The organism is uncultured Thermomonas sp., assembly GCF_937872235.1.
Classification (GTDB): domain Bacteria; phylum Pseudomonadota; class Gammaproteobacteria; order Xanthomonadales; family Xanthomonadaceae; genus Thermomonas; species Thermomonas beijingensis.
Genome location: NZ_CALMPC010000018.1, coordinates 19,676 through 33,813, shown reverse-complemented (window position 1 = coordinate 33,813; position 14,138 = coordinate 19,676). Strand labels below are relative to the sequence as shown.

Genomic DNA, 14,138 nt, shown 5'->3' with positions numbered 1-14,138 from the left:
TAGCCTGATGCACACACAACCCCCGCGTTTCTGGCAGCCTGATATCACCGTGGCCACGGTTGTGGTGCATGATGGCCGGTTGTTATGTGTGGAGGAACAGGTCAATGGTGCATTGGTGATCAACCAGCCTGCCGGCCATCTGGAGCCGGATGAAAGCCTGATCGCCGCTGCGCTGCGCGAAACCCGTGAAGAAACCGGTTGGAACGTGCGCATCACCCATGTGGTCGGCTTTTACCAATGGCAGGCTGGCGAAACCGGCAAACACTATCTGCGCGTTGCATTCGCCGCTGAACGGCTGGATGAAATTGCCGACGCGGTACTGGATGACGGGATCGTGCGCGCCCTGTGGCTGAGTCCGCAGGAATTGCAGGCGCAAGCATCGCGCCACCGCAGTCCATTGGTCTGGAAGGTGGTGGCAGACTATCTGGGCGGCAGCCGGCACCCGCTGACGTTGGTGCAGCAACTGCCATGACCGGCAACAAGATCGTGGTGGGCGTGTCTGGCGGCGTGGATTCCTCGGTGGCCGCGCTGCTGCTGCGCGATGCGGGTTGCGAAGTCATTGGCCTGTTCATGCAGAACTGGGCCGACGATGGCAGTGGCCAGTGCCGTGCCGAAGACGACCGCCGCGACGCCGTAGCCGTGTGTGGCGCGCTGGGTATTCCGATCCGGTTTCGTGATTTTTCGAAGGAATATTGGGAAGGCGTGTTCCAGTATTTTCTGGCCGAATACGCCGCTGGCCGCACCCCCAACCCGGACGTGCTGTGCAACCGCGAGATCAAGTTCAAGCATTTTCTCGATGCCGCGCACGAGCTGGGTGCCGATGCCATTGCCACCGGCCATTACGCCCGCGTCGATCAACGGATGGGCACATTCCGGCTGCTGCGTGCGGTCGATCGCAGCAAGGACCAGAGCTACTTCCTGCACCAGCTGGGGCAGGCGCAATTGGCGTTCACCCGCTTCCCGCTGGGCGAGCTGGCAAAAACAAGGATCCGCGAAATTGCCGGTGCGCACGGCCTGCGCACCGCCGAGAAAAAAGATTCCACTGGCATCTGCTTTATCGGTGAACGTGATTTCCGCAGCTTCCTGGCGCAATACCTGCCTGCCAAGGAAGGCGAGCTGCGCACCCCGGAGGGTCTCCGGATCGGTGCACATTGCGGCGTGTTTTATTACACCTTGGGCCAGCGCGAAGGTCTGAATATCGGCGGTGTGCGCGGCAGGCCGCAAGCCCCGTGGTTTGTGGTGGCCAAGGATGTTGCCAATAACATCCTGTATGTCGACCAGGGCCATGACAGCCCGTGGTTGCAGTCCCGCAACTTGCGCAGCGAAACCGCGCATTGGATCGCCGGTGCGCCGCCTGCACCGCAGTTTTCCTGCACCGCGCAAACCCGCTATCGGCAACCCGACGAGCCCTGTACGGTGACAGTGCACGATGACGGTACGCTTGCAGTGCAGTTTGCACGCGCGCAGCGCGCAGTCACCCCTGGTCAATCCCTGGTGCTTTACGATGGCGAGGTCTGTCTGGGCGGCGCCGTGATCGCCGCCACCGACGCCCCTGTTCCCGGAAATTGTGCATGAGTAATCCGTTCGACGACCGCGTATTGGCGCTGGCAGGCATGTTGCAAGCCTTGGCCCAGGTGCGCCGAATTGCAGATACCGGCCAGTCCGACAGCAGCCAAGTACAGGCCGCGCTGGACAGTGTGTTCCGGATTGATGCGCACAGCACCGAAGCCGTGTTCGGCAGCGCCAATGGCCTGCACACGGGGCTGCGCCAATTGCGTGACTACTTGGCCAACGGCAACAAGGACGAAGCCCTGGGCAAGCTTGCGCTGGCGGTATTGCAACTGGAGCGCCGCTTTGTACGCACCGGCGCGATGGTGACCCAGGTGCAGACGGCGCTACTGCGATTGCAAGCCAATGCCAATACCATGGGCAGCACGCATGCCAACGTCATTTCCGAGCTGGCCAAGCTTTACGCCGACACCCTCAGCAATCTGCGCCCTCGGGTGATGGTACAAGGCAACCCGCACTATCTGGGGCAAGCAGGTGTGGTCGCCGAAATTCGTGCCCTACTGATGGCCGCGCTGCGTGCCGCCGTGCTGTGGAGACAACTGGGCGGCAGCTTATGGGACTTTGTGTTTTCACGCCGGCAAATGGCGGCCGCAATTGATGCCCGCATCCCCGGGTAAGACGGATTCGCTACCGAGTCAGCAGCGAAACTCCAAGCCCTGCCTGCCAATCCGCTGCACCCTGCACGCCGCGCAGCGCGGATACATCCAATTGGAACCGTGGGCTTGGTTGCCAGGTCAGGCCGCTGCCGAGCATGCGGCCTCGCTGCGAACCACTCCCGATACCGGCTTCGAGATAACCAGCCCAGTGTTGGCTGAAATTGAAGTTATAACTTGGCGACAGCATCCAACCGCGCTCATGGCCGAGGCTGCGATCGGCATATAGCGCGAACGAACAATCGTTGGCCATCGCCCATTGCGCAGTGATGCCAAGATCATAGCCACGCGTGCCACCGCCGATGGGCGCTCGGCCGGTGGGCAAGCTGGCCGTGGCAAGCATCGCCCAGGAAAATGCATCCGTGTGACTAGGCAGCGACATCTTCAGACCAAGACGGCTATTCCCCATCCCCTGCGCGCGCCAATGCCCGCTGACATCGCTCGCATGCTGCCAAGCATAGCTATCAGCACCAAGTTGCAATTCAAGCCCATCACGCAGTCCATAACGCAACAAGGTGTCTGCAACCCACTGCCGCTGTCGACCACTGGCATCGTGATTCGTTGAAACGTCCGCTAGCCCCTGCTCCCACGCCAAGCCACCACGCGGCACCGTCGTGCTGGCAAAGCCAATTCCGGGCCGATCAAACGCCGCGGCATCCTGCGCATACAGCGGTGCTGCACGCAACAGCACCAGCAGACCAATGCAGGCGGCTCTTGACTTCACCACGCCAAATCATCCGGTATCCGGTATTGCGGATCCGCATACGGATCGTCGGGCGCAAGTGCATCGGGGTCCACTCTCAACGCAACAGCTTGCGCGAAAATGGCCTGTGCCGCGTCCAGCACCGCCGCTTCTACTAGCAGATACCGGCCATTCATCTGCAACACTCCCAAGGCGCCTGCATTGAGTGCCTTGAGTTGTTCGGCGGTCACATGGATGCGCTTGATCTTGCCACCGTATTCGAAATGGCGGACATGCTCGGCATCTGCGGCATTCAGCGCCTTGTCCTTGAGGAAGGCCTCCAATTTGGCTTTGGCTTCGCGACGCAAACGCGCCTCTTCCTGCTTCAGTCGCTCGGCCTCGATGCGCTCGTCTTTTTCTTTCTGCGCACGAATGGCATAGGCCTTGGCCAAATCAATGTCTTCGCGGGTTCGTGGTTGCGCGGCACGCGGGTCGGACTTGCGACCACCGGCTGCAGGTTTATTTCCTGGCCGTGCACCTGACCCTGCGCCTGGTTTACCTGCAGCGGCATGCGGGGCGTGCACAGGCCGTGGTGCATGTGCGGGCTTGGGCGCAGGCGTCGGAGGCTCCTTGAAGCCGAGGCCTTTCAATTGGTCACGCAAGGAGTTGCTCATCGCTACGTCTATGGCTTAGTAATGCGGAGGGGGGGGCTCGCTGGCGGCATCCACCGTTAAGGGACTGGCCGCCATCGCGCTGCGAAATTGTCGCAATTCTTCCAGTGCCCGATGCAGCATCAGCGAATTGCTGGCTTCTTCGCTGCGTGCAGCGGCCAGTGCGTCGGAGAGCTCTTGCAGGGCATGTTCTTGGAAGGCGATGCGCACTTCCAAATCGACGATGCGTTGTTCTAGGTCGGCACTCATGCCGCAGGCCTTTGCAGGGATCGTCCGCGCCCGATGCCGTAATATGCCAGGCCCGCGGTTTCCACCTCGTCGGGGGCATACAGGTTGCGGCCATCAAACACCACAGCATCGGCCAGCCTGGTGGCCAGCTTGGCAAAATCGGGGCTGCGGAACTGCTTCCATTCAGTGATCACCACCAGCGCATCGGCACCGTGTAGTGCAGCCTCTGCAAAATCACACAGCACCAAGTCGACGCGCTCGCCATAAATGCGCCGCGTCTCCGGCATGGCCTCGGGATCATAGGCGCGCACCGTCGCGCCAGCGTCCCATAAGCGCTGCAACAGGCGTCGACTGGAGGCTTCGCGCATATCGTCGGTATTAGGCTTGAAGGCCAGGCCCCACAAGGCCACAGTCTTGCCATGCAGCGCTTCGACACTGCCGTAATGGCGCACCATCAATTCAAACAGATGTTCTTTTTGTGCGGCATTCACCGCCTCCACCGCATCCAGGAGTCGCGGCCGCACGCCGAATTGCTGGGCAGTTTTGGCCAGCGCCTGCACGTCCTTGGGGAAACACGAGCCACCATAACCGGCACCCGGATAGATGAAATGCCAGCCGATGCGCGGGTCTGAGCCGATGCCCTTGCGCACCATCTCGACATCAGCCCCCACTTGTTCGGCGATGTTGGCGATCTCATTCATGAAGCTGATTTTGGTGGCCAACATGGCGTTGGCGGCATATTTGGTGAGTTCGGCCGAACGCACATCCATGCTCACGATGCGATCGTGATTGCGGTTGAACGGCGCGTACAGGCGCTTCAGCATTTCAATCGCGGTTGGATTGTTGGCACCAATGACGATGCGATCGGGGCGCATGCAGTCTTCTACAGCTGCACCTTCCTTCAGGAATTCCGGATTGGACACCACATCGAATGCGATGTCGATACCGCGCTGTGCAAGTACATCACTAATCGCGGCGCGCACCTTGTCTGCAGTCCCCACTGGCACCGTGGATTTATTTACCACCACGAGGGGTGCTTGCATGGACTGGCCGATGCTGCGTGCCACGGCCAGGACATAGCTCAAATCCGCACTGCCATCTTCGTCGGACGGAGTGCCCACTGCAATAAACACCACATCTCCATGCGCAATACCCTGCGCGGCATCAGTGGTAAAACGCAAACGACCGGCCGCGTGGTTGGCCTGCACCATCGGCGTGAGGCCGGGCTCGAAAATCGGGATCACGCCTGCATTCAGGCGTTCCACTTTGCCCGCATCGATATCGACACACACCACATCGTGGCCAACGTCGGCCAGACAGGTTCCGGTGACCAGCCCCACATAGCCGGTGCCGAAGATACATACACGCATTGGCCATCCTCCAAAACACAACGCCCGGGCGCACCCAAGGGTACGCCACGGGCGATGGCAAACAGATTACTTGGCGGCGTTCGGCTTGATGATGTCGAGCAACTCGACTTCAAACTCCAGCACCTGGTTGGGGCCAATCATCGGCGGTGCCTGCTCACCGTAGGCCAGCTTGGCCGGAATCCAGAACTTGTACTTGCTGCCCACCTGCATCAGCTGCAGGCCCTCGGACCAGCCGGGGATCACGCCACCCAGCGGCAGCACTGCCGGTTCTCCGCGCTTGTAGGAGCTGTCAAATTCCTTGCCATCCAGCAAGGTGCCCTTGTAGTTCACCTTCACACCATCGGCAGCGGTGGGCTTGGCGCCCTTGCCTGCGGTCATCACCTGGTACTGCAAGCCTGACGGGGTGGTCACCACGCCGGTTTTCTTGCCGTTCTCGGCGAGGAACTTGTCACCCTTTTCCTGGTTGAGCTTGCCCTCTTCCATCATCTTGGCGATTTGCTTGGCCTGCATTTTCTGGCCGAATGCCTGCATGATCTTCTGTGCTTGCTCGTCGGTCACCAACACTTTTTCGCCAGCCATCTGCGTGCGCAGTGCTTTGACCACGGTGTCCAGATTTACCTCGTCCTTGATTTCCGACAGTTGCTTACCCATCGCCATACCGATGGTGTAGCTGACCTGCTCTTTCTCGGTGGCCAAACCCGGAATACCGGTTTTGTCGGTCGCCGTCTTGCCGGCTTCGGTCTTCTCGGCCGAAACATCGACCGGCTTTTGTTCAGCCTTACAAGCGGACAGGGCCAGCAACATGGCAACGGTCAGCGCGGTGGTGCGGGCAAACGGCTTCATCAGTGTGGAACTCCAGGTAGTTGAGTGAGGCGGCAAGCCCGCCCATTGCATGTAGTACGACGTGCTTTGACTTATTCGACGCCCAGCAGTTCCACATCAAACATCAGTGTGGCATTGGGTGGAATCTCGGTGCCGGCGCCCTTCTCGCCATAGCCCAGACGCGCAGGGATCCAGAACCGATATTTGGCACCCACCGGCATCAGACCAACGCCCTCGGTCCAGCCCTTGATCACTTGATCCAGCCCGAATTCAGCAGGCTGGCCACGGTCATAGGAACTATCGAATTTCTTGCCATCCAGCAAGGTGCCCACGTAATTGACCTTGACCTTTTGGCCAGGCCTCGGACGCGGGCCATTGCCTTGCCGCAGCACCAAATACTGCAAGCCGCTGAGGGTGGTAAATACGCCCTTGACCTGTTTGTTGCGGGCCAGGAAATCATCTTCGAGTTTGCTGGAAGCCTTGGCATCGGCCTCGCGCTTGGCAGCCTTGATTTCCCCCATGTGGGCGGAAAATGCGCTGCGCACCCTGGCGATTTCGGCATCATCCAATGCCGGTTTTGCCGCCGGATTGGCACCGTCTTTCACGCCATGCATGAACATCGGCAAGTCGAATTCCGTGTGGATGCTGGCCAATGATGTCCCGATATTGCCACCCACCAATAACCCGGCTTTGACGTGGTCGATGCTGGTTGCCGGTTTGCCGGCCTTGCGTGCGCTGATACTGTCGATCAAGGCTTGCCGCGTGACTTTGACGTCGCTGTCATTCAGCAGTGGCTGGCCGTTGACCATGCCGTTTTCCACGGCGCGCTGTAGCGCGGTCATGTCCAGATCCAGAAAGCCTGGACCAATCGACTTGCCCACATCCAACCCGATCATGTAGCCCACTTTGTCGCGTTCGCTGACCGGGGCGGCGTCTTGCGCATGCACACTGCCCGATGCGATGACAGCCAGCAGCAGTGCGCTCAAGGCGCGTGATGCAAAGTTCATTGTTCGTGCTCCAGACGGACTGCAGCGGCAGGATACCGGCGCAGGCATAGCCCTGTATTGTCATGCGCATGGCTGTCGGGGGCAATCCTGTTGTGATGCGGTGGGTGAGTGTGGCGTTCAGATTCAGGCCAACGCAGGTGTCCGCATGGCATCAGCCCCCCTGCCATCAGTTGGGTGCATGGGGGGTTGACGGGCAAAAATATAGTGTTATAGTTGCCTACAACACCGAACACCCAGAGCAGGACGTTCACCATGAACCGCAAGCTCCACAACACCCTGATGGCCATGCTGACCAGTAGTGCTTTGCTGGTTGTCACCTTGTTGGCCAGCACGCCGGCCGCGCCGGAAACGCGTTCCCAAACCTTGGCTGCCACCACCTCGCAAGCGGCTGGTGTCGGCGAAGTCTCCCCTGCCGCACGAGTGAACCACGGCGTGACCCGCCGTACTTACCAATCCGTGCGGATGCCGTTTTTTTCCTTCTTTCTCCCGAAGGAGTGAGTCATGACTGCCGTTGAATGGAGCGATGGCGCTCCGATTTATCGCCAGCTCAAGGATCGCGTCGTGGCCATGTTGCTGGACGGAATCTTGAAGCCTGGCGATGCCTTGCCCTCGGTGCGCCAGGTGGCCGCCGAATACCAACTCAACCCGATCACCGTCTCGCGCGCCTACCAGGAGCTTGCGGACGATCAACTTGTCGAAAAACGCAGAGGCCTAGGTATGTACGTCACCGATGGCGCCAACGCGCGCCTACTGCAAAGCGAACGCGAACGTTTTCTGCGCGAAGAATGGCCCTTGATGCTGGAGCGCATCCAGCGGCTGGGCCTGACGATTGAAGAACTGCTGGATCCCAAGAGCAAATGGGGGCCAAAGTGAACACCATGACCACTGCATCCGTTGTTTCCGCACGTGGCCTGCGCAAGGCCTACAAAAACAAGTTGGCGCTGGATGGCACCAACTTTGACATCCCCGCGGGACGCATCATTGGTTTGATTGGCCCCAACGGTGCCGGCAAAACCACCGCACTGAAAGCGGTGTTGGGGCTGATTCCGTTCGAGGGCGAGTTGAAAGTGCTGGGCAAGGACCCACGCACCCAACGCGATGAATTGATGAACGATGTCTGTTTCATCGCCGATGTGGCGGTGCTGCCGCGTTGGATCACGGTGGCGCAGGCCATCGAGTTCGTCGCCGGCGTGCATCCACGCTTTGATGCCGGCAAGTGTCAGCGCTTCCTGCAAGGCACCCAGCTCAAGCCCAATCTGAAAGTACGCGAAATGTCCAAGGGCATGATCGTGCAGTTGCATCTGGCGCTGGTGATGGCGATCGACGCCAAACTGCTGGTGTTGGACGAACCCACCTTGGGCCTGGACATCCTGTATCGCAAGCAGTTCTATCAGCGCCTGCTGGAAGACTATTTCGATGAAGACAAGACCATCATCATCACCACCCACCAAGTGGAAGAAGTCGAGCACATCCTGACCGATGTGATGTTCATCCGTGACGGCAAAATTTCGCTGAACGCACAAATGGACAGCTTGGGCGAGCGCTATACCGAAGTGCTGCTCAATGCCGACAAACTGGAAGCCGCACGTGCATTGCAGCCGATTGATGAACGCAGTCTGCCGTTTGGCAAGACGGTGATGTTGTTCGACGGTGCCGACCCGGCACGCCTGCGCGAACTTGGCGAGACCCGCACCCCGGGCTTGGCCGATCTGTTCGTCGCCACCATGAAAGGAACCTACGCATGAACGCCACTTTCGAAGCGGCCGAGCGCGCCCCGGTCAAAGCGGCCACGCCCCCGCACACCACCCACAAGCTGAAGCTGCTGCTCAAGCGTGAATTCTGGGAACACAAAGGCGGGTTTTTCTGGGCACCGATCTGGGCGGGCGGCATCTCGCTGCTGTTGACCTTGATGGGCTTGATCCTGGGCGAAGTGGCGCTGCGCAATAGCAGCGGCAAAATCCAGGTGGACGGGCACTTCAGCGTCAATGGCTTGGACTTGAGCACGATCACCTCGCATATGAGCCCGGCCGATGCCGAGCAGCTGGCCGGCGCAGTCAGCATGAGCACCGCCTCAGCGATGTTCTGGCCGATGCTGGTATTGGGCTTTGTGGTGTTCTTCTACTGCTTGGGCACCTTGTTCGACGAACGCAAGGATCGCAGCGTGCTGTTCTGGAAGTCATTGCCGGTGTCCGACCGCGATACCGTGCTGGCCAAGGTACTGAGTGCATTGGTGGTCGCACCCACCATTGCGATGGTGATCGGTATCGCCTGCATGCTGGCCTTCCTGCTGCTGCTCAGCGTGTTCGTGCTGATCCATCACGGCAACCCGCTGACCCTGTTGTGGAGCCCTTCCAATTTGCTGGCCAATGCCGGCGTGGTACTGGCCGCCATCCCGCTGTATGCCTTGTGGGCACTGCCCAGCGTGGGCTGGTTGCTGCTCTGCTCGGCATGGTCCAGGAGCAAGCCGTTCCTGTGGGCGATCATGATCCCGGTATTCGCTGGCGTGTTTGTCACCTGGTTCAACCTGATGCACGTGTTCAACCTGGGCAGCAGTTGGTTCTGGAAGAACGTGGTGGCACACCTGTTGGGCGGCGTGTTCCCGGGCACTTGGTTCATCGTCACCAATACCGATGCGCTGACCTCCAGCGATTTCCCCAAGCATCTGGCCGTGGTGCAGTCGATGTACACCGCCTTTGCCGCACCGCAGTTGTGGGTGGGTGCGGTGGCCGGCATCGCCATGATCATCGCCGCCATCCGCCTGCGTCGTTGGCGCGACGACAACTGAACCTGCAACCGCGCATTCGACACATCCCGAGGACCAGCACATGCACCTACGTATCGCAGCTCTCCCCTTGCTCGTTGCCTGCAGCTTGCTGATACCGGGGCAGGCCGACGCCCACCCGGCGTCCGATACCAGCCTCCAGACCGACGTCCAACACAGCTTGGCCGAAGCCCGCAAGGAGGTTCGCACCGAATTGGCACAGGCCCGCCGCGAGCTGGATACCGGCAACTTGAAAGTGGACGGCAACTTTCAAGTTGGTCGCCGCCACGACGCACCTGGCAAGGCGTCCAGTGCACTCCCCACTGCGGAAATCACCCCGCAAGGCGATTTTTTGATCGGCGGCCAGATGCAGCCCATTGATACCAATCAGCGGCGGCAACTGCTGGCCTATCGCGGACTGGTGGTCGAAGTGGCCAAGATCGGGATTGATATTGGCCAGAAAGGCTCCGAGGCCGCGCTGGACGCAGTTGGCGGTTCGTGGCTCAGCCTGATGGTCGGCGCGATGACTGGCAGCTTGGAGCGTCGCGTCGACCGCGTGGTGCGCGAGCAAGTGGAACCCGGCGTGCGCGGCATCTGCCGGCTTCTGCCAAAGGTGCGCGACTCACAGCAGCAACTGGCCGGCAGCGTGCCGCAATTTCGTCCCTACGCCAATCTTGATGCCAATGATGTCGAACAATGCGAAAGCGATGTTCGCCGTGAATTTGCCATCCGCTGAACCCGAGGAAATGCAATGAAAATCAGAATCGCCACTGCCGTGATCGCCTGCATGCCACTGTTGGGGTGCAGCCAACCGCCGGCTCCGCCCGCCCCGCCCGCGCCACCGGCACCGCCCGCCACTGCGGACAAAGGCTTTATCGGCCAGCAAGTGGACAAAGCCTTGACACAAGCGCGCAAGGAACTGCGCGAGGGCAATCTCAGCCTCAACGGCGACATGAAAATCAATGTCAACGGCCACAATGTGAGCAGGCACACCAGTGGCCTGCCGAAAGGCGAAATCAGTCCGCAGGGCGATCTGTTGATTGATGGCAAGCCGGTCGCCATCACCCCGGCGCAGCGCCAGCAATTGCTGGCGTATCGCGGCCAGATCATCAACATTGCCGAAGCCGGCATGGCGATTGGCTCGCAGGGTGCCGATATTGCCGGCACCGCGCTGCAAGGCGTGGCCGGGGCGATTTTTGGCGGCGAAAAAGGCCAGAAGGATTTTGAAGCACGGATGGAGGCCGAAGGCAAAAAGATCGAAGCCCAGGCCATGAAACTCTGTGCCTATCTGCCGCCGATGCTGGCCAGCCAGCAAGCCCTGGCCGGCTCCCTGCCCGCCTTCAAGCCCTACGCCACAATGACCCAGGACGACATCAACGACTGCGGCAAAAAGGGTGACAAGGGTGTCGCTGTGATCAGTGACGACAGCAATAGCGAAGACGAAAAGCAGTAATCACCGCGCCACGCTCCAATCCCCGCTTCGGCGGGGATTTTTCTTTCCAGCCCTCACCCAATTCCGCCCCGCGTCAACTTGGCCGGATCCAGCAGTCGGCGCAGCGTCGCTTCATCCAGCCCACTGTCCTCCAACGCCACTTCCAGTACCGGGCGGTTTTCCGCGTAGGCGCGCTTGGCAATCCTGGCACCCTTCTCATACCCAATCACCGGGTTGAGCGCGGTGACCAGAATCGGATTGCGGTCCAGTGCCTGCTGCACATTCGCCTCGCGCACGCGCAAGCCGGCAATGGCTTTGTCGGCGAGCTCCTGCATGGCGTGGGCCAGCAAGCCGATGGCCTCATCCAAATTGCAGGCAATCAGCGGCAGCATCACATTGAGCTGAAAATTGCCGCTCTGGCCGGCAATCGTCACCGCATGGTGCAAGCCCATCACCTGCGCGCACACCATGCACAGCGCCTCGGGAATCACCGGGTTGACCTTGCCCGGCATGATCGAGCTACCCGGCTGCAAGATCGGCAATTCAATTTCCCCCAAGCCTGCCAACGGCCCCGAGTTCATCCAGCGCAAATCATTGCCCAGCTTCATCAGCGCCACCGCCAGCGCGTTCAACTGACCCGACAGTTCCACCAGGTCATCCTGCGCGGCCAGCCCTTCGAATGTATTCTTGGCCTGCTCGAATGTGCATTCCGTGGCCGCCGTCAGCGCCTTGGCCACGCCTTTGCCGAACTTGGGATGGGCATTGATGCCGGTGCCAATGGCGGTGCCACCAATCGGCAGGCGCCGCACGCGTTTCAAGCACCCTTCAATCCGCGCCTGCGCCGAGGTGAGCTGCGCCGACCACGCGGAAAACTCCTGCGCAAAGGTCAGCGGCATCGCATCCATCAAATGTGTGCGCCCGGTTTTCACCACATTGCCCAGCGCCTTGCCGCGTGCATCCACGGCCTTGCGCAGGTGCTTCAATGCCGGCAGCAAGGTGTGCTCGGTTTCCAGCACCGCCATCACCCGCAGGCTGGTGGGAATCACGTCATTGCTGCTTTGGCCCAGATTGACATGATCATTGGGATGCACCGCCCGCTTCGACGCAGCACTGGCCACATGCGCAATCACCTCGTTGGCATTCATGTTGGATGACGTGCCGGAGCCGGTCTGGTAGCGGTCAACCGGGAATTGGTCGGCATGCGCGCCACCGGCCACCGCCGTGGCGGCATGGATGATGGCCTCGCTCTGCGCCTTGGTGAGCAGGCCCAAATGCCCATTGACCACCGCGGCGGACGCTTTGACCAGCGCCAAGGCGCGGATGAACGCGGCGGGCATCGGCCGCCCCGAGATGTGGAAATTGTCCTTGGCACGCTGGGTTTGCGCGCCCCACAGCGCCGCTACGGGTACCCGCAACTCGCCCATGCTGTCGTGTTCGATCCGAAAATCCGTGCGCTTGGCCATGTGCGTCGTCCTCCTGTCGATCCGCCTAGGGTACGCCTCGGCGCTAGCCAAAGAACGCAGCCGAGCAAGCTCGGCTCTACAATAGAGGCCCGTTTCCAGTCCCTCGCCTCCATGTCCGACACCCTCACCGCCCTGTCCCCGCTCGATGGCCGCTATGCCGGCAAAGTGGACGCCCTGCGCCCGATCTTTTCCGAATATGGCCTGATCAAGGCGCGGGTGAAGGTGGAAGTGGAATGGTTGCTGGCATTGGCGGCTGAACCTGCAATCCCCGAATTGAAGCCATTTTCCGATGCCCAAATCAGCCGCTTGCGGCAATTGGCCGATGGGTTTTCGGTGGTGCATGCCGCCCGCGTCAAAACCATTGAAGCCACCACCAATCACGACGTGAAGGCAGTGGAATACTTCATCAAGGAACAGCTCAAGGACGATGCCGAGCTCGGGCCCGCATTGGAATTCGTCCACTTTGCCTGCACCAGCGAAGATATCAACAACCTCAGCTATGCACTGATGCTGAGCCAGGCACGGCAAGATGTGCTGCTGCCCAAACTCGATGGCCTGATCGAGAAACTGCGCACGATGGCGCACGACTACGCCAGCCAGCCGATGCTCTCGCGCACCCACGGCCAGACTGCCTCACCCACCACCCTGGGCAAGGAATTGGCCAATGTGGTGGCGCGCCTGCAACGCCAAGGCGAAGTGCTGGCCGGCTTGCCGATGCCGGGCAAGATCAACGGCGCGGTGGGCAATTACAATGCGCACAGCGTGGCTTATCCCGATATGGATTGGCCGGCGTTTTCCAAACATTTCGTCGAATCGCTGGATCTTGACTGGCAGCCCTACACCACCCAGATCGAGCCGCACGATGGCATCGCTGAACTCAGCGATGTGGCCAAGCGCATCGACACCATCCTGATTGATTTGTGCCGCGACATCTGGGGCTATATCTCGCAAGGCTATTTCAAGCAGGTGGTCAAGGCCGGCGAAGTGGGCAGCAGCGCGATGCCGCACAAGGTCAACCCGATTGATTTTGAAAACGCCGAAGGCAACTTCGGCATTGCCAATGCCCTGTTCGAACATTTCGCCGCCAAACTGCCGATCTCACGCTGGCAACGCGACCTGACCGACTCCACCGTGCTGCGCGCACTCGGCACCGCGTTTGGCCATCAGTTGATCGGCTTCGATGCCCTGCAGCGCGGCTTGAACAAGCTGATCATGAACGCCGAACGCTTGAACGCCGACCTCGACGCCAGTTGGGAAGTATTGGCCGAAGCCGTGCAAACCGTAATGCGTCGCCACGGCTTGCCTAATCCGTATGAACAACTGAAGGCGTTGACGCGTGGCCAGGACATCAATGCCACCACGATGCGCGCTTTCATCGAAACGCTGGACTTGCCCACCGACGCCAAACAGCGCCTGCTGGCGATGACGCCGGGCCGCTATACCGGCCTGGCCGCGTACTTGGCGCGGAGTATTTGAGCGT

The 14,138-nt window shown here is 60.5% G+C and carries 17 protein-coding genes; 10 read left to right on the top strand and 7 right to left on the bottom strand.

Translation table 11 applies throughout. The features are described from left to right. Nucleotides 1-7 precede the first annotated feature (7 nt). Genes QWB57_RS01525 through hflD form a run of 3 tightly spaced genes read left to right on the top strand, consistent with a single transcriptional unit; the run spans nucleotide 8 to nucleotide 2,186 of the window. Complete coding sequence (locus QWB57_RS01525; protein WP_223629509.1) at nucleotides 8-472, top strand: NUDIX hydrolase; 465 nt, start codon at nucleotides 8-10, stop codon at nucleotides 470-472. Further along, nucleotides 469-1,575 carry a tRNA 2-thiouridine(34) synthase MnmA gene (mnmA, locus tag QWB57_RS01520; protein WP_288968033.1) on the top strand — a complete coding sequence of 369 codons (1,107 nt, stop codon included), beginning with the start codon at nucleotides 469-471 and terminating at the stop codon, nucleotides 1,573-1,575. The genes QWB57_RS01525 and mnmA overlap by 4 nt, the downstream gene beginning before the upstream one ends. Then, nucleotides 1,572-2,186, top strand: coding sequence for a high frequency lysogenization protein HflD (hflD, locus tag QWB57_RS01515; protein WP_223629511.1), 615 nt, complete (start codon nucleotides 1,572-1,574; stop codon nucleotides 2,184-2,186). Before mnmA ends, hflD begins: the two co-directional genes overlap by 4 nt. Nucleotides 2,187-2,196: 10 nt before the next feature. Here the strand turns inward: hflD and QWB57_RS01510 are convergent, their stop codons facing one another. From QWB57_RS01510 to QWB57_RS01485, 6 genes are all read right to left on the bottom strand, one after another. Next, nucleotides 2,197-2,946, bottom strand: a complete 750-nt coding sequence (locus QWB57_RS01510) for a transporter (protein ID WP_288968032.1) — start codon at nucleotides 2,944-2,946, stop codon at nucleotides 2,197-2,199. Continuing rightward, nucleotides 2,943-3,578 carry a DUF2058 family protein gene (locus QWB57_RS01505; protein WP_223629513.1) on the bottom strand — a complete coding sequence of 212 codons (636 nt, stop codon included), beginning with the start codon at nucleotides 3,576-3,578 and terminating at the stop codon, nucleotides 2,943-2,945. The genes QWB57_RS01510 and QWB57_RS01505 overlap by 4 nt, the downstream gene beginning before the upstream one ends. Nucleotides 3,579-3,593: 15 nt before the next feature. After that, a complete protein-coding gene (locus tag QWB57_RS01500; protein ID WP_223629514.1) occupies nucleotides 3,594-3,824 on the bottom strand; it encodes a SlyX family protein in 231 nt (76 codons plus the stop codon). After that, nucleotides 3,821-5,173 (bottom strand): UDP-glucose/GDP-mannose dehydrogenase family protein, encoded by a 1,353-nt coding sequence (locus tag QWB57_RS01495; protein WP_223629515.1) that lies wholly within the window; start codon nucleotides 5,171-5,173, stop codon nucleotides 3,821-3,823. Before QWB57_RS01495 ends, QWB57_RS01500 begins: the two co-directional genes overlap by 4 nt. Nucleotides 5,174-5,239: 66 nt before the next feature. Further along, the gene (locus QWB57_RS01490) at nucleotides 5,240-6,016 is read right to left on the bottom strand and encodes an FKBP-type peptidyl-prolyl cis-trans isomerase (RefSeq protein ID WP_288968030.1); all 777 of its coding nucleotides are present in this window, start codon (nucleotides 6,014-6,016) and stop codon (nucleotides 5,240-5,242) included. Nucleotides 6,017-6,087: 71 nt separating this feature from the next. After that, nucleotides 6,088-7,002, bottom strand: coding sequence for an FKBP-type peptidyl-prolyl cis-trans isomerase (locus tag QWB57_RS01485; RefSeq protein ID WP_223629517.1), 915 nt, complete (start codon nucleotides 7,000-7,002; stop codon nucleotides 6,088-6,090). Between the two features lie 252 nt (nucleotides 7,003-7,254). On the opposite strand from QWB57_RS01485, the gene QWB57_RS01480 reads away from it, so the two are divergent. The 6 genes from QWB57_RS01480 to QWB57_RS01455 are packed head-to-tail and all read left to right on the top strand — an operon-like array spanning nucleotide 7,255 to nucleotide 11,216. After that, complete coding sequence (locus QWB57_RS01480) at nucleotides 7,255-7,500, top strand: hypothetical protein (RefSeq protein ID WP_223629518.1); 246 nt, start codon at nucleotides 7,255-7,257, stop codon at nucleotides 7,498-7,500. A gap of 3 nt (nucleotides 7,501-7,503) precedes the next feature. Beyond that, on the top strand, nucleotides 7,504-7,875 hold the full coding sequence (locus QWB57_RS01475; RefSeq protein WP_223629519.1) for a GntR family transcriptional regulator: 372 nt from the start codon (nucleotides 7,504-7,506) through the stop codon (nucleotides 7,873-7,875). Further along, nucleotides 7,872-8,747 (top strand): ABC transporter ATP-binding protein, encoded by an 876-nt coding sequence (locus QWB57_RS01470; protein ID WP_288968027.1) that lies wholly within the window; start codon nucleotides 7,872-7,874, stop codon nucleotides 8,745-8,747. The genes QWB57_RS01475 and QWB57_RS01470 overlap by 4 nt, the downstream gene beginning before the upstream one ends. Further along, nucleotides 8,744-9,787 (top strand): hypothetical protein, encoded by a 1,044-nt coding sequence (locus QWB57_RS01465; protein WP_288968025.1) that lies wholly within the window; start codon nucleotides 8,744-8,746, stop codon nucleotides 9,785-9,787. The genes QWB57_RS01470 and QWB57_RS01465 overlap by 4 nt, the downstream gene beginning before the upstream one ends. Before the next feature lie 40 nt (nucleotides 9,788-9,827). Then, the gene (locus QWB57_RS01460) at nucleotides 9,828-10,499 is read left to right on the top strand and encodes a hypothetical protein (RefSeq protein ID WP_288968024.1); all 672 of its coding nucleotides are present in this window, start codon (nucleotides 9,828-9,830) and stop codon (nucleotides 10,497-10,499) included. A gap of 15 nt (nucleotides 10,500-10,514) precedes the next feature. Then, complete coding sequence (locus QWB57_RS01455; RefSeq protein WP_288968023.1) at nucleotides 10,515-11,216, top strand: DUF2884 family protein; 702 nt, start codon at nucleotides 10,515-10,517, stop codon at nucleotides 11,214-11,216. A gap of 53 nt (nucleotides 11,217-11,269) precedes the next feature. Here QWB57_RS01455 and QWB57_RS01450 read toward each other — a convergent pair whose 3' ends face one another. Next, entirely contained in the window at nucleotides 11,270-12,658 is a 1,389-nt protein-coding gene (locus QWB57_RS01450) for a class II fumarate hydratase (RefSeq protein ID WP_223629524.1), read from the bottom strand. Between the two features lie 111 nt (nucleotides 12,659-12,769). On the opposite strand from QWB57_RS01450, the gene purB reads away from it, so the two are divergent. Beyond that, nucleotides 12,770-14,134, top strand: coding sequence for an adenylosuccinate lyase (purB, locus tag QWB57_RS01445; RefSeq protein WP_223629525.1), 1,365 nt, complete (start codon nucleotides 12,770-12,772; stop codon nucleotides 14,132-14,134). Nucleotides 14,135-14,138 lie beyond the last annotated feature (4 nt).

Coding starts and splice junctions, on each gene's coding strand:
- QWB57_RS01525 (WP_223629509.1), top strand. CDS start 8: ATGCACACACAACCCCCGCGTTTCTGGCAGCCTGATATCACCGTGGCC.
- mnmA (WP_288968033.1), top strand. CDS start 469: ATGACCGGCAACAAGATCGTGGTGGGCGTGTCTGGCGGCGTGGATTCC.
- hflD (WP_223629511.1), top strand. CDS start 1,572: ATGAGTAATCCGTTCGACGACCGCGTATTGGCGCTGGCAGGCATGTTG.
- QWB57_RS01505 (WP_223629513.1), bottom strand. CDS start 3,578: ATGAGCAACTCCTTGCGTGACCAATTGAAAGGCCTCGGCTTCAAGGAG.
- QWB57_RS01500 (WP_223629514.1), bottom strand. CDS start 3,824: ATGAGTGCCGACCTAGAACAACGCATCGTCGATTTGGAAGTGCGCATC.
- QWB57_RS01495 (WP_223629515.1), bottom strand. CDS start 5,173: ATGCGTGTATGTATCTTCGGCACCGGCTATGTGGGGCTGGTCACCGGA.
- QWB57_RS01490 (WP_288968030.1), bottom strand. CDS start 6,016: ATGAAGCCGTTTGCCCGCACCACCGCGCTGACCGTTGCCATGTTGCTG.
- QWB57_RS01485 (WP_223629517.1), bottom strand. CDS start 7,002: ATGAACTTTGCATCACGCGCCTTGAGCGCACTGCTGCTGGCTGTCATC.
- QWB57_RS01480 (WP_223629518.1), top strand. CDS start 7,255: ATGAACCGCAAGCTCCACAACACCCTGATGGCCATGCTGACCAGTAGT.
- QWB57_RS01475 (WP_223629519.1), top strand. CDS start 7,504: ATGACTGCCGTTGAATGGAGCGATGGCGCTCCGATTTATCGCCAGCTC.
- QWB57_RS01465 (WP_288968025.1), top strand. CDS start 8,744: ATGAACGCCACTTTCGAAGCGGCCGAGCGCGCCCCGGTCAAAGCGGCC.
- QWB57_RS01460 (WP_288968024.1), top strand. CDS start 9,828: ATGCACCTACGTATCGCAGCTCTCCCCTTGCTCGTTGCCTGCAGCTTG.
- QWB57_RS01455 (WP_288968023.1), top strand. CDS start 10,515: ATGAAAATCAGAATCGCCACTGCCGTGATCGCCTGCATGCCACTGTTG.
- QWB57_RS01450 (WP_223629524.1), bottom strand. CDS start 12,658: ATGGCCAAGCGCACGGATTTTCGGATCGAACACGACAGCATGGGCGAG.
- purB (WP_223629525.1), top strand. CDS start 12,770: ATGTCCGACACCCTCACCGCCCTGTCCCCGCTCGATGGCCGCTATGCC.